This window comes from Streptomyces sp. S3(2020) (genome assembly GCF_013044505.1).
Classification (GTDB): domain Bacteria; phylum Actinomycetota; class Actinomycetes; order Streptomycetales; family Streptomycetaceae; genus Streptomyces.
Map to the genome: position 1 here is coordinate 41,010 of NZ_JABERD010000020.1, position 22,254 is coordinate 63,263.

Sequence of the window (22,254 nt, forward strand, 5' to 3'; positions counted from 1 at the left end):
CGGCTCACCAGCAGCGACAGCCCCATGGTGGATTCCCGGAAGGCGGCTCATGACCAACGTTCGGCTCCCTCTGCGCGCACTCGTCCCGTTCGCCGCCGGCTCGGTCGGCATGGGCATCTGGGTCACCGTGCCGGGCATCTTCCTGCTGTACTTCCTCACCGACGTGCTGGCCGTCCCGCCGTACACGGCCGGTCTCGCGCTGCTGCTGCCGAACGTCGCCGACATCGTGACGCACCCGTGGGTGGGCCGGATCTCCGATGCCGGCCTGGCCGCCGGCGGACACCGTCGGCCACTGATGCTGGCCGGCTGCGTCGTGGTGCTCGCCTTCGTGGCCCTGTTCGCCGTGCCGTCGGACCTGCACGGGACGAGTGCCGCGATATGGGTCGCGGTGGCGCTGGTCGCCGGCAACCTGCTCTACTCGTGCTACCAGGTCTCCTACCTCGCCACACCGGCCGACCTGGGCATCGGCTACCACGAGCGGACCCGTCTCATGGGCTACCGCAGCGTCGTGATCATCGTGAGCGTCCTGCTCGCCGGTGTGGCCGCGCCGCTGGTCGCCGGGGACGATCCGGGCGTCGGCGACTACACGAGAATGGCCCTGCTGCTCGGCGTGGTCATGCTCGCGGCGATGCTGGTCGGCATCAACGGCGTCGCCCGCCTCAACCGGGCCGCGCCGGGGACTCCGGCCGAACCGGGGCACCGGGGCGGGCTGCTGGTGGCGCTGCGCGACCGGCAGTTCCGTGCGCTGACCGCGTCCTATCTGACCGTCGCGATCGCGATGAACCTCGTACTGGCCGCCATGCCGTACTTCGCCGAGTACGAGCTCGGCCGCGCCTCCCTCACGACCGTGCTCATCGCGGCGTTCATGGCGCCGGCGGTCCTGACCACACCCCTGTGGGTACTGGTGGCCCGGCGTCTCGGCAAGCAACGCAGCCTGCTCGGCGCTCAGGCGGCGTTCGTGGCCGGCTCGCTGGTGCTGGCCCTGGGGGCCGCGGCGGGCCTGCCCCTGCTGATCGCAGCCGTGGCCGTGCTGGGCGTGGCGTTCGCCGCGATGCAACTGATGCCGCTGTCGATGGTGCCCGACGTCATCGCCGCCGCCGGGCCGGCCGGTACCGCCAACGCGGGCAGCTACACCGGCCTGTGGACCGCCGCCGAGGCCACCGGCGGCGCACTGGGGCCGTACATCTACTCGGCCTGCCTGGCCGCGGGCGGATTCGTGGCCAGTACCGCAGGCGAACACACCACACAGTCCTCCGGCGCGCTGGCGGCCGTTCGCTACGGCTTCACCTTGGTGCCGGCCGCGCTCATGACGATCGCCATCGTGTTGCAGCGCCGGTACACCTTGGACAAGAACGCCCACACCGCGCCGCCTGCCGTCGCCCAGGAGAAGGCAGTGGGATGAAGTAGCAGAAGGTGCGGTGCTTGCGCGGGTGGCGGCGTTGCCGAACGTGATCCGGCGCGCGGCCTGGCTCTCGCAGATACCTGTATCGGCTTCTTCCGCAGGCTGGTTCGACGTGCTTGACGACAACGGAACTGACGGTGAATCGACCCCGGGAGGGAGCCGAATTCCTGTTCAGTGCCCGTCAAGTGACCGGTTTTACGCTGAGCCGCGATCACCACCGAGAGCACCGGATATCGAAGGGCATATATCGATGACGACAACTCGCCGGGGGCTGTTGGCCGGCTCCGCCGCCGTCGTGGTGGGTGCCGCACTCGACGCGCCCGCTGCACAGGCACACACCGGAAGCGGCAGTGGCAGCGGCCGGAAGCCCACCGTGGTACTCGTGCACGGCGCGTTCGCCGACGCCTCCGGCTGGAACGGGGTCGCCTCCCGGCTCATCCGCGACGGCTATCCGGTCATCGCGCCGCCCAACCCGCTGCGCGGCGTGGCCTCCGACTCCGCCTATCTGGCAAGCATCCTCGCGACCCTCAGCGGCCCGCTCGTCCTCGTCGCGCACTCCTACGGCGGGATCGTCGTCACGAACGCCGCGACCGGCAACCCGAATGTGAAGGCGCTGGTCTACGTCAACGCGTTCGTGCCCGATCAAGGCGAGACACTTCTCGGCCTGCAGACGAAATACCCGGGAAGCAGGCTCAGCGAGGCGGCGCTGGATTTCCGTCCCTACGGAGAGGGCCTCGTCGACGGATACATCAAGAAGGAGTTCTTCCACGACGTGTTCGCCGGGGACCTGCCGAGGACGACCACCGAACTGATGTGGGCCGGCCAGCGGCCGGCGGACGTGCGCGCCCTCGGGGAGCCGTCCGGCGCCCCGGCCTGGAAGACCGTTCCCTCCTGGTACCTCGTGGGCCGCGACGACCAGGTGCTGCCCCCGGCGGCCCAGCGGTTCATGGCGCGCCGGGCCGGCGCCCACACCTTCGAGGCCGACACCTCGCACGTCGCGATGATCGCGCGGCCCGCCGCGACGGCCGCCCTCGTCAAGCGCGCCGCGCGCTGACACCAGGAGGGGGCGGCCATGTCGATGTTCGAGAGGCTGGGGCGGACGATGGTCCGCCGACGGTGGTGGGTGATCGGTCTTGCCGTGGCCTTCCTGGCACTCGGCGGCATCTGGGGCACCAAGGTCTTCGGCTCGCTGACCACCGGGGGGTTCGACGACCCGGCAGGCCAGAGCTCGCGCGCGGTCGCCCGTGCCGAGGCGACGCTGGGCCGGACCGGCAACGACGTGGTGGTCCTGTACACCAGCCCCGATACGACAGTTGACGACCCGGCATTCCAGCGAGCCGTCACGCAGACGCTCCGAGCGCTCCCGTCCGACGTGGTGACCCGGACCGTCACCCATTGGAGCACCGGCAGCCCGGCCCTGGTCAGCCACGACCGGCACGCCACCTACGCGGTGCTGACCCTGGCCGGTGACGACGAGGCGCAGCGCGGCGAAGCGCTGGACGGGATCGAGGACGAACTGGCCGCGCCCGGCCTGCGGACGCAGGTCGGCGGCGTCACCACGGTCGACCGTGACATCCGCGAGCGGGTCGCGTCGGACATCGCCTTCGCCGAGACGATCTCCGTACCGGTGCTGCTCGTGCTCCTGGTCGTCGTCTTCGGCAGCGTGGCCACGGCGAGCCTGCCGCTCGCGCTCGGCGCCCTGGCCATCCTCGGAGCGTTCACCGCCCTGCGCGTGATGACCTATCTGACCGACGTCTCGGTCTTCTCGGTCAACGTGGTGACGATTCTCGGACTGGGCCTGGCGATCGACTACGGCCTGTTCATGGTCGGCCGGTTCCGCGAGGAGATCGCCCGCGGGTTCGGGGTCGAGGACGCCGTAGCCCGCACGATGGCCACCGCCGGCCGTACCGTCGCGGTCTCCGGTGTCACCGTCGCCGTCTCGTTGGCCGGACTGCTGATCTTCCCGATGACCTTCCTCCGCTCGATGGGCCTCGGCGGGCTGTCGGCGGTCGTGGTGGCGATGGTGGCGGCACTGACGGTGCTGCCCGCGCTGCTCGCCGTCCTCGGCCCACGGGTCGAGGCACTCTCGGTGCGGCGGCTGTTCCGCCGCCCGCCGTCGGCGCTCCCGCGGGACGAGGTCGCGCACGGCTTCTGGTACCGCCTCGCGCACAGCATCATGCGGCGCCCGATCGTGTACGCGACCGGGGTGGTCACGGTCCTGTTGCTGGCCGCCGCGCCGTTCCTGCGCGTCGAGTTCGGCGGTATCGACCCGAGGGTGCTGCCGGCGAGCACCGAGAGCCGGGTGGTGTCGGAAACCGTCGACCGGGACTTCGTCCGCAACAGCCAGGTGCCCGTCGAGGCGATCGTGACCTCGTCGGACCGGACCGGTCTGGAGCGCTACGTCGCCACCGTCCAGACCGTCGACGGGGTGTCCGGAGCCGAGGTCACGGGTCGGTCCGGCGAGGTCGCCCGGGTCACGATCACCTACGAGGGCGACCCCATATCGCCCGAGTCACGGGATCTCGTGAGCCGGATACGGGCCGTACCGGCACCTCCGGGCGGTGAGACGCTGGTGGGCGGCGAGACAGCTCAGCTGGCCGACCAACTCGACGCCGTGGGCCATCTGTTGCCCTGGATGGCGCTGGTCATCGGCGGCGCGAGCTTCGTCCTGCTGTTCCTCGCCTTCGGCTCCGTCGTGCTGCCGGTCAAAGCGATCGTGATGAACGTCCTGTCGCTCGGCGCCTCGTTCGGAGCACTGGTCCTGATCTTCCAGGACGGCCATCTGTCCGGCCTGTTGGACTTCACCTCCACCGGGACGCTGGAGGCGACCCAGCCGATCCTGGTCCTCGCGGTCGTGTTCGGGCTGTCGATGGACTACGAGGTCTTCCTGATGTCCCGGATCCGCGAGGAGTACGACCGGACCGGCGACAACACCGCGGCGGTAGCGGTCGGCCTGCAGCGCAGCGGGCGGATCATCACCAGCGCCGCGGTGCTCATCCTGGTCGTGATCGGGCTGTTCTCCATCTCCGGCATCACGTTCATCAAGCTGATCGGGGTGGCGATGCTCATCGCCGTCCTGGTGGACGCGACAGTCGTCCGCGCGCTGCTGGTACCGGCCACGATGCGCCTGCTCGGCAACGCGAACTGGTGGGCACCGGGACCCCTTCGGCGCTTCTACGCCCGCCACGGCCTCCGGGAAGGCGACGACCCGCCCCCCTCCACACCCGATCCCCGTTCCGCACCGGCCCGTACGCCGTCCAACTGACCCTTGCCACAGAGGACTTGACGATGCATCAGCGCGCGTACGACGGCCAGTGCACCGCGGAGGAACAGCGGCACACCAACGCGAAGTCACCCATCAGGAACCCCAAACTGACCTTGTTCGCACTGGCGTTGGGCACCTTCGCGATCGGCGCCGGCGAGTTCGGCAGCAACGGCATCATCCAGCTGTTCGCGTCCGACCTGGGCGTGTCCGTTCCGGTCGCCACCTACGCGATCACCGCATACGCGTTCGGGGTGATGATCGGCTCCCCGGCCATCACCCTGCTCGCCGCCCGCATCAACCGGCGCACGCTGCTGCTCGGCCTGATCGGGCTGTTCCTCGTCGGCAACGCCCTCTCCGCCCTGGCGCCGAACATCGTGCTGTTCGTCGTCTTCCGGTTCGTCACGGGCAGCGTGCAGGGTGCCTTCTTCGGCGCCGGGGCCGTCGTCGCCGCGTACGTGTACGGGCCGGGCAAGGGCGGCAAGGCGTTCGCCACCGTGATGGGAGGACTCACCCTCGCCACCATCGCAGGGTCGCCGCTCGGCACCTTCGTCGGCCAGCACGCCGGCTGGCGCGTCATGTACGGGACCGTGGTCGCCGTCGGCCTGCTCGCCGGAGCCGCCCTGGTGGCCTGGCTGCCGCGCACCGACGACCTGCGCGGCAGCTCCCTCACCGGCGAACTGGGCGCTCTGCGGCGGCGGGGCGTCTGGCTGATGGTCACCGTCGCGGCGCTCGGCATCTCCAGCATCTTCGCCGTCTACACGTTCATCGGTCCGTTCGTCACCGACGCGGCGCTGCGGGACGCCTCGCTCATCCCGGTCGCGCTCGCCGTCTTCGGCCTGGGCATGGCGGTCGGCAACCACATCGGCGGACGTGTCGCCGACCGGTACGACAACCGCGGTCTGACCTGGGGCTACGGCGGTGTTCTGGCGTTCCTGGTGCTGATCGGTGTGGCGGGCGACAACCTGGTCATCCTGCTGCCCTGCCTGTTCGGCGTCGGCGCGACCATGATGTTCGCGATCCCCACCATCCAGGTCCGCTTGACCGCGTTCGCACCGGACGCCCCGACCCTGATGGGAACACTCAACCTGGCCGCCCTCAACCTGGCCAACTGCCTCGGCGCGATCGGCGGCGCCGTCGCCCTCGACGCCGGCTGGGGGACCCTGTCCACCGTCTGGGCCGGCTTCGCCCTCACCACCGCCGGTCTGCTCCTGTACGTCATGACCGTCGCCCGGGTGAAGCCGGCGCCCCTTCTGGTCCGCTCCTGAACGGTCACGAACCCCGGGTGCCCGACTCGGCAAGCAGACCGCGTTGCCCGGACGGCCAAAGGCATCCTGACGTTCCCGACGGTCACCAAGTCGCGTGGCCCGACGGGGAGGGCCGCTGCCACTGGGAAGGACAGGCCGAGGAGAGGCATCGGGAGTCACAGCCTCAGCTGTGGCTGCCACCCGGGGGAGCACCCTGTCGGGATCTGGACGACCGAGCTCTGATCGTTGTCGCCGCTGGATGCAATGATCACCGTTGCCGGCGTGAGCACGCCGGTTCCACGACTCGGGGAAGGCCCATATGGACACGTGGCAGGAGCTTTCAGAGCTGGTGGAGGAGCGGCTGGAGGCCGTCTCGCCCGGGGAACGCGGCGTGTTCGCTGCCGGTGTCGCGGAACGGCTCATGAGCCGGCACGAGGAACTCCCCACGGACGAGCAGGCGCCGTTCACCGTGGGCCTTCGGCCCCTGTTGGACTCCGTGTGGGAGGGCGTTCTCGGTGACTCGACGGCCTTCTCGACGGTGAAGCGCGGTATCGCCGAGTACATGCTCAGCGAGTACTGCCACAACGACGGCCAGGACGGACCCGATGACGCGGACGAGTCTGCGGCGGCGGCGACGTTGTATGCCGCGCACGCCTATCTGTTCGGCTGCCACGACTTCGCCGGCTGGACCAGTCGCCGGGCAGTGGAGGCCGTCGACCAACACCTTGAGTTCCTGGCCGAGCAGGAAGAAGACGAGCTCGTCCCTGATGTGGACGAAGCGTTGACCTCTGAGTTGCAGCGGCAACTGCGGGACCTCGACCTCATCGCGAACTACGCGAAAGATCTTCGCCGTTCCAGCCTGGGACTGCCCATCGACACCTCGATCCGACTGCGCGTGGAACTTCGAGTTCCCCTCTCCAGCAGGGCATGACTGTCCGAGACCGGAAACCCCTTGCGCTTGTCAGTTGTCGGCGCGGTGGTCCAGGGCCCGCAGCGTGTCGGCTGCCGCCTTGCGTACGGATTCGAATGGGTCCGATCCCAGGGCGGTGAGCCGATCACGCAGCCGCCCCTGGCCCGGGGGGAATGTGCCCGTCTCCTCCAGCCAGTGCGTGATTCCCTCCGCGGCGGCCTGGCGCACCAACGCATCCGCGTCGTCCAAGTGCCGTACGAAGAGCGGCAGATCGTGCGGGGTGCCGGCGTCTGTCGCGTTGTGCGGGTCAAGCAGGGACAGAACGGCGGCCCGGACAAGGGGAGAGGTCGTGCGGTCCGCCAGCTTCCGCAGATCGGGCAGGGCTTCCACCAGGCCCGCGAGGACCCTTTCTGCCACCCCGACGAGAGTGGCGTTGACGCCGAGACGGGCCACCACAGCCCGGGCGACGGCCGCCCGCTCCCACGGCCGGAACCCCGTGTCCGCCATGGCGTCCAGGCCGCGCAGCGCTCCCTCGGACACCGCGGGCGAGGCATGCTCCAGCAGGGGCAACAGCAGCCACACGGCGTCCCATCTGCCCATATCGCCGTAGGCCGTAGCAGCCGCCGCGAGTGTGCGAGCGGTGGTTTCCGGGTCGGTGAGACGAGCCCGCAGGAGCCTGGTGGCGACCCTGCCGCCGACGGACCCCAGCGCAGTGGCGGCCGACGGCCCCGCCCGCTCGTCGCTCAGCCAGCGCGAGGCCGGCCCCAGCAGCCGTTCGTCACCCGATCGCCCGAGCAGAAACAGCAGTTGTACCGCCACCTCGGCGTCCCGCTCCACCTCCAGGGCAGCGAACAGCGAGTCCTTCGTCTGCGGGCGGTCCACGCGCGCCAGTCGGAACACCACGGCGCAGCGCACCTCGGTAGCAGGGCCGCCCGTCAGATCTCTCAGTAGCGATGGCATCAGCCGGTCGACGTGCTGGTCCGGCAGCATCAACAGAGCGTGCACGCGGGCCGCGTCCTCGCCCCACTGGGCCGTACGGACCAGCTCCGCCTCGACGCGTGGGTCCTTCTCGAACAAGAAGACCATGGCCCGTGCCCGACCCCAGACGCCGTATGCCGGATCACCCAGCAGCCGGACGAGCGCGGGAACATCACCGGGCACGCCCAGTTCCCGCAGCGCATCCAGGGCGTTGATCCGCAGGCGATGGTCCGGATCACCGAGCAGTCTCCCGTAGGCGTCCACGATCTCGCGATCGCGCAGCCCGAGCCGGGCGGACGCCAAAGAGGCCTGTCTGCGCACCCACGGATCGTCGTCGTCCATCAGCGCGGGCAGGGCCTTCGCCCCGGCCGCGGAGACCCCCAGCCTGCCCAGGCCCACCGCCGCGCCCTCCCGCACCTCGGGCGCGCGGTCGCCGGCCGCCCGGACGAGCACCGCGGCGTGCTCGCCGTCCCCGAGTTTGCCGAGGCCCTTGGCCGCTGCTGCCCGTCGCCAGGTGTCGCCTGTCTCCAGTTCCCTGAGGAAGAAGGCGATCTGATGGTCTGTCGTCATGTGCACCCCGGGGAGTAAGACTGCCGAACCGACGGGAGGTTGCGCAGACGGACACCTGTGTCCGGTCGATGTGTCGGGTCGAACGGGGCGTCGCGGGCTTCCGCAACTTGCGGATCCGAGGCAGGTCCGCCGTCGAGGCGGCTTCAAGGAGTTGCTTGCTGCGCCAGCCGCTCCGCCGTCTACTCCAGGGGCTCCCGGCCCAGGTCGGCCCAGAGGCGGGTGTACTCGGCCGCGGTACCGGGCTTGACCAGGTACTCGCGTTCTTCCACGATCACGACGCGCCTCGCAGGGTTTCGAGGAGGGACGGGAACGAGGGCAGGTCCTTGGTCTCCGGGTCCTTGGTCTCCCGGTTCCGCCGAGGGGCGAGCAGGCGCTCGAACTCGACGCTGACGGATGCCAGTTGCAGCGGTTCGGTCACCGCCGCCACATAGCGGTCGGGGCGGATCACCGCCACCGTGCCCGGCTGGGTGGCGAACCAGTCGCGCAGGGAGCCGTCGATGTCCTCGACCACGGCCGAGTCCGTCGAGGAGGCCGGTCGTTCGGTCCGGGAGCGGCCGGAGCGGGACTCGGCCACGGTGACGTAGCGGGTGCCGATACGGTCCCAGAAGGCGCGGGACCCGGCGTCGAGATGGATCAGCGGATCGGTGCCGTAACCGATCAGGGTGAACCAGGTGCCGAGGGCGTCGTCCAGGAGGACCGCCCGGCCGTCGGAGGTCTCGACGTTCGGCTGGACCAGCATGCGGCCCACGGCACTTGTCTTCCGCGGGTGCTGCCCGTGATGCAGGACGATGCCGCCCTCGTCGTAGCGGGGCATCGGCTTGAACCGCATCTGCAACAGCCAGTCGCGCACCGCCGGGGCCAGACCGAGACCGCGGAACAGGGTGTCGCGGGGGCGTGCGACCCAGCTTCGGGTCGGGGAGAGGACGCGGCCGAGGGTGTCCGAGAGGTCCACCATCGCCTTCGCGTGCGCACGGCGTTCGGAGTCGTACGTCGACAGGATGCGCGGGTGGGCCCGGCCGGTCACCGCGGCGGCCAGCTTCCACGCCACGTTGGTCGCGTCGCGGATGCCGGTGTTCATGCCCTGCCCGGCCCACGGCGGCATCAGATGGGCCGCGTCCCCGACGAGGGCGATCCGGCCCTCGACGAAACGGCTCGCCACCCGCGAGTGGTGGGTGTAGACGCGGGCGCGGATGATGTTGAGGGCGGTGGGGTCCGGGACGTGCCCGGTGAGCAGTTCGCGGACCTTCTCGGGGCGCAGCATCGCCTCGGCGTCCTCACCGGGGAAGAGCATGAACTCCCAGCGGCGGTAGTTGTAGGGCAGGTCGATGCAGACGTACGGCCGTTTCGGATCGCAGTGCAGGGCGGTGTACGGGGCGTCGAGGGGGTCGTTGTCGCACTCGACGACCACCCACTTGTGGGGGTGGGTGTCGCCGACCAGCGGGATGTCCAGCTGGGTGCGGATCGTGCTGCGTCCGCCGTCGGCCGCGACCACGTACTCGGCGCGGACCAGGACGCGTGCGCCGTCCGGGCCGGTGAGGTGCAGCCGGACCTCGGTGCCGTCCTGTTCCAGACGGACGAGTTCATGGTCGTACAAGGGCTGGACGTGCGGGTAGCGCTCCAGGCCGCCCCGCAGGGTCGCCTCGGCGAGCTGCTGCATGAAGATGTTCCGCCGGGGCCAGCCGAACTCCCTGGTGGCCGGGCGGATGTCGGCGAAGCAGCGGCCGTCCGCGCCGAACATCTTCAGCGGGATGTTCTGGAGCATGTCGGCGAGCATCTCGTCGGCGAGGCCGACGCCCTGGAAGCTGCGCAGGCACTCGTCGTCCATGCCGACCGCCCGGGGATAGTCGACGATGTCCGTGGCGCGGTCGATCAGCAGGCTCTCCACGCCGTACAGGCCGAGGTAGTTGGCGACGGTGGTTCCGACGGGGCCGGCGCCGACGACCGCCACCTGCGTGCGGAGTTCTGTGGGTGCGCTCATGGGGCGGCCTCCAGAGTGGTCAGGAACTGTTCGAGTTCGTGGTGGAAGGCGTCGGGCGCGTCGTCGTGGACGTAGTGGCCGGCTCCGGGTATCTCCACGACGCGCACGAGTGGATTGCGTACGGCCATCTCCGCGGCCGTGGCGGGGGGCAGGAAATCTGAGGCACCGCCGCGCACGACGAGCGTCGGGCAGCGCAGCGCCTCCACACTGGGCCAGAGGTCCACCTGCCGGGCCGGGTCGGCGTCGAGACGGGCCTTGGCGATTCCGGCGAGGTCGAACTTCCACAGCCGGCGGCCGCAGGTGCCGGGCCGCAGCGTGTGCCGGATGCGGGACTCCAGGGCGTCCGCGGAGATGCCGGGCCGGATGCCACGCCAGTACGCGCGGGCCGCGTCCAGGGACGCGAACTCGGCCGGAGTCTGGGCGACTTCGCGTTTGACGCGCTCGGCCCCGGCCCCGCTGAGGGACGATCCCGGGCCGATGTCCTCGACGACGGCCCCGATGACCCGCTCGGGGTGGCGGGCCGCGTAGACGTAGGCGGTGGCGCCGCCCATGGAGTGGCCGAGGAGGACGAAACGGTCGAGGGCCAGGTGGTCCGCGAACTCTTCGAGGTCGGCGACGTAGGACGGGGTGTAGTACGCCGCCTCCGGATCCCAGGCGCTGTCGCCCCGGCCCCGGGCGTCCAGCGCGAGGACCCGGTAGCGGTCCGCGAGACGGGCGGCGAGCGGTCCGAACGTCTCGGCGTAGCTGCGCAGGCCGTGCAGCATGACGATGGCCGGGCTGTCCGGCGCGCCCCACTCGACGTAGTGGGCGCGCAGGCCGCTGAGGGTGGTGAAGCGGTCGTGCATCTCAGTGCAGTCCGTCCTGGCCCTGGACCTGGTCGGCGCGGATACCGCCGAGCCGGGCGTGCAGACGGCCGCGGGTGGCGAAGGCGAAGATGACGACGACCTCGTCCGGGTTCGGGGTGTCGGTGAACGTGGCGGTGACGGTGTCGTAGTGGGAGCGGACGTACAGCGCGTCCTTGTGCGCGAGCGGGATGTCGATGGCGGTGCCGGGCGCGCCGCGCTTGCCGGTCGAGGGCACCCAGGACTCGCCGCCGCCCACCGCGTCGCGCACCGGATCGGCGAAGATCGCGGTGAGGAAGGCGTTGCCGTGTTCGTACTCGCCGTTGGCACCGACCAGGCAGGCCTTGCCGTAGCTCTCGATCGGGCGGCCTCCGGCGGCCTCGGCTATACGGCGGCCGAACTCCTCACCGAGCTTGGGTGATTCGGCGACGATGAGGCCGAGATCCTCGCTGAAGCGGCCCGCGTACGGGTTGTGGATCGCGGCGGCGACGACGATCTTGCGGACCGGGTCGCCGTCGGCGAGCGCTCCGGTCTCGTTGGCGAGGGTGTCCTCGACCTGGGTGAACCATTTGCGGACGTGGTAGGCCGCGAAGTTGGGCTGGGGGGAGTCGGGCATGGTGTGCTCCTGGACCGGGGGAGGGGTCAGCTGTAGAGGGGTTCGATGTCGAAGGGTTCGCTGGGGGCGCCGTAGAGGCCGAGGATGCGCTTGCCCTCCTCGTCGTCGGTGACCGTCTCGTGGAAGAACTCGAAGCGGTTGCCGTCGGGGTCGGTGAAGTACAGGCCGAAGCCCACCTTGTGGTCGGTGGTCTTGACGACGGGCACGCCCTTGGTCAGGAGCATTCCGTAGAGCCGCCGCCACTCGTCGAGGTCGCCGGCGACCTCAAGGCCGTAGTGCTGGAGGCCGATGCCGCTCGCCGCCGCGCCCTCCTCGGCGCGGATCAGGGCGATGTCGTGGTGCTTCTGGCCGAAGGACAGGAAGACCCACTGGGGGCCGCGCGCGGTGACCTCCATGCCGAGCACGTCCTGGTACCAGGGGGCCGAGGCCTCCGGGTCGCGGACGAAGAGGGAGAGGTGGGTGCGGATGACGCGTGGCGTGATGGTGCGGGTGCCCTCGTCGATGAGCGGGGTCGGCGGCTGGTGCTCGGCCAGGGCGAGCTCGTCGGGGTCGATGCCGGTGGGCCGGGGGTTGTGCGGGTTGCTGCTCATCAGTGTCCTTCCGGGGCCGGGGCGACGGCGGGCGTCCACGCCACGTCGGTGATCTCGCTGAACTCGCGCCACTCCTTGGCCCAGGTGCGGCCCGCGTCGGTGGAGCGGAAGAGATGGCCGTACTTGGTTCCGGCGAAGGCCAGTTGGGGGTCGGCGGGGTGCACGCCGAAGGCCCAGACGGTGGAGTTGGCGGGGGTGTCGAGGGTCGACTCCTGCCAGGTCCGAGCGAGGTCCGTGGAGCGGAAGATCTTCGTGAGGGTGCCGGGGGTGGCGTCGCCGATGCCGAGCAACAGGTTGTCGGTGCCGGGGAGTTGCTTGATCAGACGGGTGTAGTAGATGCCCCACTCCTTGCGGGTGTCCGTGCGGGTCCAGGTCGTTCCGTCGTCCTGGCTGACGAACAGCGCGTTGACCACGGCGACCACGATCGTCTTGGGCGGTCCTTCGAGTACGACCACGCAGTGGATGTCGGAGTTGGTGACGCCCTGCGGGAGGCTCGCGGGCGTGCCGTCGATCCGGGTCCAGGTGTCGCCGCGGTCACCGCTGCGCCACAGCCCACCCTCCTCGATGCCGAACCAGAGGTTCTTCGGGTCGTGGCGGTCGACGGTGGCGGTGAGGATCCGGGGCCTGCTGACGCCCGCGCAGAACTCCGGTATCTCCGGCGGGAGGTGGTCCCAGGTCACGCCCGCGTCGGTGGTGCGGTACACGGCGGCTCGGGAGGGAGCGCCGGTGCCGACGACGATGAAGTCCGGGTCGGTGGGGTCGATGGCCAGGGACCAGACGGTCCGGCCGTTGAACGGTGAGTCGACGCGGTGCCAGGTCGCGCCGGCGTCGTCGCTGCGGACGAGGCCCGCGTCGGCGCCCGCGTAGACGACGTTCGGCTGCTGGGGGTGGACGGCGAGGCAGCGGACGACGGCGTCGAACTCGATGTCCTGGCCGAGGCCGAGACGGTGCCAGGTCCGGCCGTCGTCACTGCTGCGCAGCACCGCCTGACCGGCGGTGGCGACGAGGATGGTTCCTTGCATGGGTGGGGCTCCTGTCAGGAAGGGGCGGGTGGTTCGGACGGTTCAGAGGAAGACGCCTCGGGTCAGCCCGCCGTCGATGCCCAGCGACTCCCCGGTGATCGCCGCCGCCCTGGGTGAGGCGAGGAAGGCGATGGTCTCGGCGACCTCCTCGGCCGTCAGGACCCGGCGGATCGGGGTCCGGGCCACGAAGTCGGCCTCGACCTCGGCCGCCGTGATGCCGCGCTTGGCAGCCTCCTTCTCGTACAGCTCGTGGATGTGCTCGGTCTCCACGACCCCGGGGTGCACGGTGTTGACGGTGATCCCGGACGGGCCCAGCTGGTCGGAGAGGGCCTTGGTCATGTGGACGACGGCGAGGTTGCGCATCCCGGACAGCGCGTGGCTGGAACGGCCGGTCAGGCCGCCGATGTTGACGATCCGGCCGTAGCCGTTCGCCTTCATGTGGGGGGTGACGGCCTGGGCGCAGCGGAAGTAGCCGACGACCTTGGTGTCGATGTCGGAGAGCAGCAGCTCGGGGTCGGCCTCCTCGACGGAGTTGCGGACCAGCCCGGAGGGGGCGGCGGCGCCGTTGACGAGGATGTCGACGCGGCCCAGCTCGGTGACGGTCGAGGCCACCATGGCCCGTACGGACCCGGTGTCGGTGGTGTCCGAGGTGAGCGGGACGACACGGCTGCCGGTCTCGGCCTCGATCTCCTTCGCGGTGGCTTCCAGAGCGGCCTGACGACGGGCGGTGATCACCACGTTGACGCCCTCGCGGGCGAGTTCACGGGCGACCGCCCTGCCGATACCGAGGCTGCCGCCGGTGACGACGGCGACCCGGCCGGTGAGTTCGAGATCCATACGACGCTCCTGAGGGAAGAAGATCAGTGGCTGACGGGGTGTCAGTCGAGGTTGACCCAGACGCTCTTGACCTCGGTGTAGAGGTCGAGCACCTTGCGGCCCATCTCGCGGCCCCAGCCGGACTGCTTGAAGCCGCCGAAGGGGGAGGCCGGGTCGGTGAGGTTGAAGCAGTTGATCCAGACCGTGCCGGCCTGGAGTTCGTCGGCGATGCGGTGGGCGTGGCCGAGGTCGGAGGTCCAGATACCGGCCGCGAGCCCGAACGGCGAGTCGTTCGCCTTGGCCACGAGGTCATCGACGTCACTCCAGCGCAGCGCGGCAAGGACCGGTCCGAAGATCTCCTCGCGCACGATCCGCATGCCGTGGTCGGCCTCCGCGAACACCGTGGGCCGCAGGAAGTAGCCGTCCGCGTACCGCTCGTCCAGGTCGGGGCGACCGCCCCCGGCGGCGAGCCGCGCGCCCTGTCGCCGTCCCGCCTCGATGAAGGAGCGGACCCGCTCGTGGTGGCGTGCGGAGACCAACGGGCCCATCTCGCTGGCCGGGTCACTGCCCGGTCCGACGACGATCTTCTCGGCCCGCGCGGCGACCGCGTCCACCACGTCGTCGTAGAGCGCATCATGGACGTAGAGCCGGGAGCCCGCCGTGCAGGTCTGCCCCTGGTTGAAGAAGATCGCCTCGGCAGCGGCCTCCGCGACCGCCTCCGGGTCGGCGTCCGGCAGCACGATGTTCGGTGACTTGCCGCCGAGTTCGAGGGAGACCTTCTTGAGGTTGCCCGCCGCCGCGTGCACGATGGCGCGACCGGTCTCGGTGGAGCCGGTGAACGCGATCTTGTCGACGTCGTCGTGGGCCGCCAGGGCCGCTCCGGCGGTCGCGCCGCGCCCGGTGACCACGTTGACCACTCCGTCCGGCACCCCGGCCTCGACCAGGATCTCCGCCAGCCGCAGCGTGGACAGCGGGGTCTCCTCGGCGGGCTTCAGGACCACCGTGCAGCCGGTGGCCAGCGCGGGCGCCAGCTTCCAACAGGCCATCGACATCGGGAAGTTCCACGGCACGATCAGGCCGACGACGCCGACCGGCTGGTGGGTCGTGTAGTTCAGCACGCGCAGTCCGCCGCGCGGCGAGACCGGGATCGTGCTGCCCTCGAACTTGCTGGGCCAGCCGGCGAAGTAGCGGAACAGCTTGACGCTGGTGCCGACGTCGACGGCGCGGGCCACCGAGACCGGCTTGCCGTTGTCCCGGGACTCCAGCAGCGCGAGTTCGTCGGCGTTGGCCTCGATGAGGTCGGCGACCCGGTGCAGCAACTGGCCCCGGTCCAGGGGGCTCAGGCGTCGCCAGCCGGGGTCGTCGAAGGCGCGGCGGGCGGCGGCGACGGCCCGGTCGATGTCCTGGCCGTCGCCGTCGGCGACCTGGGTGAGGACGGTGCCGGTCGCGGGGTCGACGGTGTCGAAGACCTGGCCGGAGGCGGCGGCGACCCAGGCGCCGCCGATCAGCAGGGGGCGGGGCGAGGAGAGGAAGCCGCGCACCTTGTCCTCTGCGGAGGTGGAGGCGGAGGTGATGGCGTGGGAGGACATACGGGTTCCTTTCACAGGACCATCTCGATGAGGTGGGGTCCGCCCTCGTCGAGAGCCCGGCGCAGGGCCCCGACCAACTCCCCGCCCGTCTCGGCGCGTTGCGCGGGTACGCCGTAACCCGCCGCAAGGGCAGCCCAGTTCAGGGACGGGTCGTCCAGGCTGGTCAGAGCGGCCGACGCGGATCCGGCCGCGCTCCCGCCGTGTCGGTCCAACTCGGTGCGGAGGATGCCGTACCGGCGGTTGGACGCGATGAGGGTGATGACGGAGGCCTGTTCGCGGGCCATCGTCCACAGCGCCTGGATGGTGTACTGCGCGCTGCCGTCCGACTGGAGGGCGATCACCTGGCGGTCGGGCGCGGCGAGCGCGGCGCCGAGCGCGGCGGGGAGTCCCTGGCCGATCGCTCCGCCGGTGTTCGTCAGCGTGGTGTGCCGGGCGGCGTTCGCCGATGCCGTGAAGAAGGGGTACCCGCAGGTGCCGCCCTCGACGGAGACGACGGCCCTCTCGGGCAGGAGGGCGGAGACGATCAGGCCGATGGCGGCCGGGGTCAGCGGTCCGCCGGACGGCAGGTCGGAAACGTTCAGGATGTCCGAGGCGCGGTCGGTCGAGGCGACCGGCGCCGCCCCGAGCGCCTCGGCCAGGTCCTCCAGTGCCCGCTCCACGTCCTCTGCCGGTTCTGCGAGCACCCGCACAGCCGAAGGCTCCGCCAACTCGCTGGGCGTTCCCGCGTAACCGAAGTACGCGACCGGCGCGAGCGCCCCGGCGAGCACCACGGTCCCCGCACCCGCCAGTGCCTTGATCGCCACCTCGGGGAAGTACGGCAGCCGGTCCAGGGCGGGCAGGCCGCCACCGCGCTCGGCGGCGGCGGGGAAGGTCTCGCTGTACAGCGTGGCGCCGGTCGCGTCGGCGATGCGCGCGGCGGCCCGCTGCCCCCGCTCGGTGAGCGCGCCGGCGCCGAGCAGCAGCACGGCGGACGAGCCGTCGCGCAGGCGTCCGGCGACCGCCTCCACCGTCGCCGCGTCGACGCGCGCCGGAGCCGGCGGGGGCGCTACGGCGGCCAGGGGGCCGGTGACCGTCTGCTGCTGGAAGTCGGCCGGGACGATCAGCGTGGCACCGCGGCCGGGCGGCCGCCGGGCGGCGGCGAGGGCCTCGGCGGTGACCGCGCTCGTCCGCGCGGCGGAGTCGACGGTACCGACCCAGCCCGACACAGGGGTGGCCAGCGAGACGATGTCGCTGGTCAGCGGAGCGTCATAGGGGAGATGCCAACTGGCGTGGTCCCCGACGACGTTGAGGACGGGGGAGTGGGCCCGGCGGGCGTTGTGGAGGTTGGCGATGCCGTTGGCGAAGCCCGGACCCAGGTGCAGCAGGGTCATGGCGGGCTTGCCCGCGATCCGCGCGTAGCCGTCCGCCGCGCCGGTGCACACCCCCTCGAAGAGCCCGAGGACGGGACGTATGGCGGGTACCTCGTCCAGCGCCGTCACCAGCGGCATCTCCGTGGTGCCGGGGTTGGCGAAACAGACCTCGACGCCTCCGGCGGCGGCCGTCTCGACCAGCGCCCGTGCGCCGGTGACACCGGCGGTGCGCTCTGTCATGGGCGGGACTCCTCTCGTGGATCGCCCGGGACCTCCGCCGAAGTGTCGATGTGCGCTTAGTGCACTCATGGCGTGCGGAGAGTGCACTCAGCTTGAGCGTGCGGATGCCGCTACGTCAAGGGCTGATGTCATGGATTCCGGCCCGTGGATAGACTTCCGGCATGAGTGGAAGTGCGCAGAGCGCAACTCGCGAGGGCGATTCCGGTGCGACCGAGGCGGCGAAACGTCCCAGCCAGCCGGCCGCCCAGACCCTCATCCGCGGCCTCGCGGTCCTGCGCGCCGTGGCACAGCGCCCACAGGGGCTGACGGCGACCGAGATCGCGACCCAGACAGGCCTGCACCGCACCGTCGTCCACCGTCTCGTCAACACGCTCATGACGGAGGGCTTCGTCTCCAAGGACGCGGCGGGGTACTACCGGCCCGGACGCGAGCTGCACAGCCTCGCCAACATGTCGCAGCCCACGCTCGTGGAGTTCGTCCAGCCCCATCTCCAGCGGCTGGCTGACGAGCACGGTGGCACCGCCGTGGTCTTCGTGGCCGAGCACGACAGCGTCGTCGCGGTGGCGACCGCCGTGCCCGCCGAGGGCGACTACCACCTCGCCTACCGCAAGGGCAGCCGCCAGCCCCTCGACCGGGGCGCCGCGCCCTGCGCGATCCAGGCCGGACGTCCAGCCACCGCCGAGGACTCCGAAGCCGTTCGGGAAGCCCGGCGCCGGGGGTGGGCCGTCAGCCACGGAGCGGTGGAGCCGGGCGCGCACGCCGTCGCCGCGCCGCTGGCCAGGGACGGCGACGTCGTGGACGCCTGCGTCACGTTCATCTCCCACCGCCGAGACCGCGTCGAGGACGCGACACGCGACGTCCTGACGGTGGCCGAGGCGACCCGGGCCTTCTGCCTCGGAGCCAGATGAAGCCGCTGGTCAAGCGACTAACGGGCGGCTCGTGACTGCTCGTACGAGAACACGTCGACCGGATCGCCGCCGTCCCCGTTCCACGGCCAGGCGGTGACCACGCCCTCCAGCGCGGTGAAGACGGGGGCGGCCTCGCTCCTCCGCTCGGCCGCGCCGAGGGCGTAGGCGAGGAGGTTGAGGTCCGCCCGGGCCGCTGCATGACGCAGGAACCCGGGCTTGGGCCAGGTCGCGGCGGCCCGGTCCAGGGCGTGGAGCACGGGCGGGTGCCTCCAGAAGTCACGGGCCATGAGGGCTTCGACACCCCCGCGGGCCACGACAGCCTGGTACTGGCGTACGGCGGCCGTCAGCTCCACCGCCGCCGTGGGCGCGTCGGCAGGGGTGCCGGCACGCACCGAGTCGACGAAATCGAGAACCTGAACGCGCGATCCGCCTTCCTCGGGCGAGAGATAGCCGAGCAGTTGCAGGTGTGCCTCGCGGTTCCAGCGGTCACGGGCCAGCGCCTCACGCCAGACCGCGAGCACGCTGCCGCGGTCGTAGCGCTCCAGCCGGGCCACGCCGAGGACGATCACCCAGGGTGTCGGGTCCTCGGGACTCAACTCGGCCGCGCGATAACAGGACCTGACGAGCGAGTCCGCGTCGCTGAGCCCTCCGGACCTGCGCCCCTGGACGAGTTGGGCCCAGGCGTGCAGGAGCAGCGCGTCTGTGTTTCCGGGTTCCCGGGCCGTCCACGCGGACGGCACCCGGGAACCGGCCGTCGTAGCGGCCAGCACCGACAGCCGGTGTGTACGACGGTCCCAGTCCGTGCCGGTGTGCTTCAACAGGTCGGTCACGCGCACCACATGGAGATCCGTCATGCCGATCATGCCCGGCCTGGGCACCTCCAGCAGGGACTTCACGGTACGGCCCAGCTCCACGTCGTCGAGCGCGGGAGCGAGGCGGGGCTTGCGGCGGACGGAGAAGAGAGCCATGCGGCGGAATCGTACGACCCGTCGAACGCCTAGCCAATCCCTCAGCCACTACCTACGGCCGGCCCCCGGCCAGCACCCGCCTCCGGAAGTCCCGCGGCGTCTCGCCGTACGCCGTCTTGAACACCCGGCTGAAGTGCCGGCAGTCGAGCAGCCCCCAGCGCGCGGCGACCATGCCGATCGGCTGGTCGGCCGTGGCCGCGCTGGACAGGTCGCGGGCACAGCGTTCCAGACGCCGGGTGCGGATCCAGCCGGCGACGGTCGTGCCGTCGGCGGCGAACAGCTTGAACAGGTAGCGGCGGGAGATGCCGTGCGCCTCGGCGATAGCGTCCGGGGTGAGGTCCGGATCGGAGAGCCGCTGCTCGATGTACGTGCGGATGCGCAGCGTCATCGCCTCCTGCGGAGCCGTCGGCGCGGCCAGCGCCAGGCGCTCCGTGACCAGAGCGGTGACCAGGGAGACAGCACCGTCCATCAGGCTCCTGGCGGCCAGCCCCGTACAGTCACGGGCCTGCTCGCCCAGTGACCGCAGGAACGGTGCGACCACCGCTCCGACACCGGCGTCCGGGGCGATCCGCCGGGCGGTGAGCTCGCGCAGGGCCTCGGGACGCACCGGCAGCATCGGACGCGGCACCAGCATCAACACGGTGCTGAAGTCGCTCTCGTAGGTGAAGGAGTACGGGCGCGAGGTGTCGCAGATCGCGATGTCCCCGGGACGCAGGACGCTGCACGTGCCGTCCTGTTCGATCGCCGACATGCCCGCCACCTGGAGCGCGACCTTGTAGAAGTCCTCCTCGTACCGGTCGACCAGCCGCTGGGTGCGCAGCACGCGCAGCGGCCCCGCGCTGACGGAACTCAGCTGGAGCAGGCCGATGTCACCGCTGGTGGCCTGTCCGTGGAAGGGGATCGGTGAGGCCGGCCGGGTGTCCAGACCGGTGAAGACCTTGGACATCTCGGCTGTCCAGTGGTCGAAGCGTTCCGTCCGGGCGACGGAGTCGGTGGTCACGATCGTTCGCATGGTGTGCTCCACCTGCCGGAGGTCTCTCGAACAAGGTAGCCCACGGCCGTTCATCACGGGCTTCCCGAATGTTTCCCTGTGTTACGGACGAGAGGAAGGGGGCGGCCGTCCGCGGGGCGTGCATGGATTGGCGGGTACGGGTGCACTCTCAGGGCACTTCGGCGGCCCTGCGTGGGCGCACAGTACTCGACACCAGGCGGGGGAGACCGGTGTCCGTCCCGCGGGCCGCCGATGCCGACGGCCCGTACCCGTGCTCCACGCCCGGCTCCCTCCGCCCTTCCGCTCCTCAGCGAGCGCTCGGCCTCCGCCGTATCCCCAGGGAGTTCCCGTGACCCAGCAGTCCCCGCCCCCGGACCACCGCACCCACCTCCGGCAAGGAGCCGTGGGCGTGGCCGGGATCCTGTTCTTCGTCCTGTCCGCGCAGGCCCCGCTCACCGGTGTCGCCGGCACCCTTCCCGTCCCGTTGGGCCTCGGCAACGGAGGCGGCGCCCCCGCCGCCTACCTGGCGGTCGGCGCCATGATCGCCCTGTTCTCCGTGGGGTTCATCGCCATGAGCCGCCATGTGACCGACGCCGGTGCCTTCTACGCCTACGTCTCCCGGGGACTCGGCAAACCCCTCGGCGTCGGCGCCTCCCAGGCGGCGGTGCTCTGTTACAGCGCGACCCAGGCCGGCATGTACGGCCTCTACGGCGTGACATGCCAGGCCCTGTTCCAGCGGTACGCCTCGGTCGACCTGCCCTGGTGGGTCTGGACGGTGGCCACGATCTTCCTCGTCCAGCTGCTCGGCTCCCTGAACATCGAGTTCGGGGCCAAGCTGCTCGCCGTCCTCGTGGTCGCGGAGACCTCGCTGCTGGTGGTGTTCGCGTTCTACGAGCTGCTGTCCGGCGGCGGCCCCCAGGGGCTGGACCTGGCGGGCTCGTTCTCCCCCTCGGCCTTCCTCTCCGGAGCACCCGGAGTCGCCCTGACGTTCTCCATCGCCTGCGTCATCGGCTTCGAGTCCACCGCGATCTACGCCAAGGAGGCGAAGGACCCGGCCCGTACCGTCCCCCGGGCCACCTACCTCTCCGTCGCCGTGATCTCGGTCTTCTTCGCCTTCGTGTCCTGGATGTTCGTCAGCTTCTACGGCTCGGACAAGGTGCAGGGCGTGGCGCTCCAGGCACTTCAGAACGGGGACGCCACGGCGGTCGTCTTCGACGCGGTGAGCGCGACGCTGGGCTCCTGGGCCACCGACGCCATGCAGATCCTGCTCGCCACCTCGCTGATCGCGGGCGTACTGGCCTTCCACAACGGCGTCAACCGCTACTTCCACTCCCTCGGCACCACCGGTGTCCTGCCCGGCTGGCTGTCCCGTACCAACCGCCAGGGCGCCCCGTACACCGCGAGCCTGGTCCAGACACTCGTCTCGCTCGCCATGGTCGTCCCCTTCGCCGTCGCCGGGGCGGACCCGGTGCTCACCCTGCTGACCTGGGGCGGCGGAGTCGGCGTTCTCGCACTCATGCTGCTGTACCTGCTCACCTCGCTGTCCGTCGTGGTGTTCTTCCGCAGGACCGGCCTCGACACCCGCCGCTGGAACACGCTGATCGCGCCCCTGCTGTCCATCGCCCTGCTGCTCGGCGCCACCGTGATGGCACTGAACAACTTCACCACCCTGATCTCCGCGTCCGGCACCACCGCGCTGGTCCTCGAACTGACCGTGGTCGCCGTGTTCGTGGGTGGCGTCGTCCTCGGGTACGTACGCGGCGGGGCGTCCGGCGCGTCCGGAGGGGACACCGCGGACCCGGTGCCGCGGAACCCGTCGATCCGCCTCTGAGCGCACCACGGTCCGCCTTTCCGTGCACGGACCCGGGCCGCGCCGAGGAAAGTACCGCCCGGTCCCTGGACCGGGCGTACACCTGCCGTCTTTCCTCTACCCACGTAGAGAAAAAAAGAGGTGCGCCGCAGAGCGCACGCCTGGA

General features: G+C 70.9%; 18 protein-coding genes. 7 read left to right on the top strand and 11 right to left on the bottom strand.

The features are described 5' to 3' along the window. The first annotated feature begins 49 nt into the window (after positions 1–49). The 5 genes from HLK59_RS09675 to HLK59_RS09695 all read left to right on the top strand — a co-directional run bounded on the left by HLK59_RS09675 (position 50) and on the right by HLK59_RS09695 (position 6,842). The gene (locus tag HLK59_RS09675) at positions 50–1,402 is read left to right on the top strand and encodes an MFS transporter (RefSeq protein WP_171140903.1); all 1,353 of its coding nucleotides are present in this window, start codon (positions 50–52) and stop codon (positions 1,400–1,402) included. Between the two features lie 250 nt (positions 1,403–1,652). Beyond that, positions 1,653–2,456, top strand: a complete 804-nt coding sequence (locus HLK59_RS09680; protein ID WP_171140904.1) for an alpha/beta hydrolase — start codon at positions 1,653–1,655, stop codon at positions 2,454–2,456. An 18-nt stretch (positions 2,457–2,474) separates the two neighbouring features. After that, entirely contained in the window at positions 2,475–4,667 is a 2,193-nt protein-coding gene (locus tag HLK59_RS09685; protein ID WP_240982297.1) for an MMPL family transporter, read from the top strand. A 23-nt stretch (positions 4,668–4,690) separates the two neighbouring features. Beyond that, positions 4,691–5,932, top strand: a complete 1,242-nt coding sequence (locus HLK59_RS09690) for an MFS transporter (RefSeq protein ID WP_171140905.1) — start codon at positions 4,691–4,693, stop codon at positions 5,930–5,932. 298 nt (positions 5,933–6,230) lie between these two features. Continuing rightward, positions 6,231–6,842: a hypothetical protein gene (locus HLK59_RS09695; RefSeq protein ID WP_171140906.1), complete on the top strand. Its 612-nt coding sequence runs from the start codon at positions 6,231–6,233 to the stop codon at positions 6,840–6,842. A 30-nt stretch (positions 6,843–6,872) separates the two neighbouring features. Here HLK59_RS09695 and HLK59_RS09700 read toward each other — a convergent pair whose 3' ends face one another. From HLK59_RS09700 to HLK59_RS09740, 9 genes are all read right to left on the bottom strand, one after another. Beyond that, entirely contained in the window at positions 6,873–8,369 is a 1,497-nt protein-coding gene (locus tag HLK59_RS09700) for a HEAT repeat domain-containing protein (RefSeq protein ID WP_171140907.1), read from the bottom strand. A 271-nt stretch (positions 8,370–8,640) separates the two neighbouring features. Continuing rightward, entirely contained in the window at positions 8,641–10,347 is a 1,707-nt protein-coding gene (locus tag HLK59_RS09705; protein WP_171140908.1) for a bifunctional 3-(3-hydroxy-phenyl)propionate/3-hydroxycinnamic acid hydroxylase, read from the bottom strand. Then, the gene (locus HLK59_RS09710) at positions 10,344–11,192 is read right to left on the bottom strand and encodes an alpha/beta hydrolase (protein ID WP_171140909.1); all 849 of its coding nucleotides are present in this window, start codon (positions 11,190–11,192) and stop codon (positions 10,344–10,346) included. The genes HLK59_RS09705 and HLK59_RS09710 overlap by 4 nt, the downstream gene beginning before the upstream one ends. Position 11,193: 1 nt before the next feature. Further along, entirely contained in the window at positions 11,194–11,805 is a 612-nt protein-coding gene (locus HLK59_RS09715; protein WP_171140910.1) for an amino acid synthesis family protein, read from the bottom strand. 26 nt (positions 11,806–11,831) lie between these two features. Further along, positions 11,832–12,395, bottom strand: coding sequence for a VOC family protein (locus HLK59_RS09720; RefSeq protein ID WP_171140911.1), 564 nt, complete (start codon positions 12,393–12,395; stop codon positions 11,832–11,834). After that, positions 12,395–13,417: a glycosyl hydrolase gene (locus HLK59_RS09725; protein WP_171140912.1), complete on the bottom strand. Its 1,023-nt coding sequence runs from the start codon at positions 13,415–13,417 to the stop codon at positions 12,395–12,397. Before HLK59_RS09725 ends, HLK59_RS09720 begins: the two co-directional genes overlap by 1 nt. Positions 13,418–13,459: 42 nt before the next feature. After that, the gene (locus HLK59_RS09730) at positions 13,460–14,254 is read right to left on the bottom strand and encodes an SDR family oxidoreductase (RefSeq protein ID WP_171140913.1); all 795 of its coding nucleotides are present in this window, start codon (positions 14,252–14,254) and stop codon (positions 13,460–13,462) included. Positions 14,255–14,295: 41 nt separating this feature from the next. Next, positions 14,296–15,822: an aldehyde dehydrogenase family protein gene (locus HLK59_RS09735; RefSeq protein ID WP_206326965.1), complete on the bottom strand. Its 1,527-nt coding sequence runs from the start codon at positions 15,820–15,822 to the stop codon at positions 14,296–14,298. Between the two features lie 11 nt (positions 15,823–15,833). Next, positions 15,834–17,411 (bottom strand): acetolactate synthase large subunit, encoded by a 1,578-nt coding sequence (locus HLK59_RS09740; protein ID WP_171140914.1) that lies wholly within the window; start codon positions 17,409–17,411, stop codon positions 15,834–15,836. A gap of 161 nt (positions 17,412–17,572) precedes the next feature. On the opposite strand from HLK59_RS09740, the gene HLK59_RS09745 reads away from it, so the two are divergent. Then, entirely contained in the window at positions 17,573–18,319 is a 747-nt protein-coding gene (locus HLK59_RS09745; RefSeq protein ID WP_171140915.1) for a helix-turn-helix domain-containing protein, read from the top strand. A gap of 17 nt (positions 18,320–18,336) precedes the next feature. On the opposite strand, the gene HLK59_RS09750 is transcribed toward HLK59_RS09745, so the two are convergent. Further along, positions 18,337–19,287: a hypothetical protein gene (locus HLK59_RS09750; RefSeq protein WP_171140916.1), complete on the bottom strand. Its 951-nt coding sequence runs from the start codon at positions 19,285–19,287 to the stop codon at positions 18,337–18,339. A gap of 52 nt (positions 19,288–19,339) precedes the next feature. Further along, complete coding sequence (locus HLK59_RS09755; RefSeq protein WP_171140917.1) at positions 19,340–20,299, bottom strand: helix-turn-helix domain-containing protein; 960 nt, start codon at positions 20,297–20,299, stop codon at positions 19,340–19,342. 328 nt (positions 20,300–20,627) lie between these two features. Between HLK59_RS09755 and HLK59_RS09760 the strand changes: the two genes are divergently transcribed. Then, positions 20,628–22,109, top strand: a complete 1,482-nt coding sequence (locus HLK59_RS09760) for an APC family permease (RefSeq protein ID WP_346779685.1) — start codon at positions 20,628–20,630, stop codon at positions 22,107–22,109. Positions 22,110–22,254: the final 145 nt, after the last annotated feature.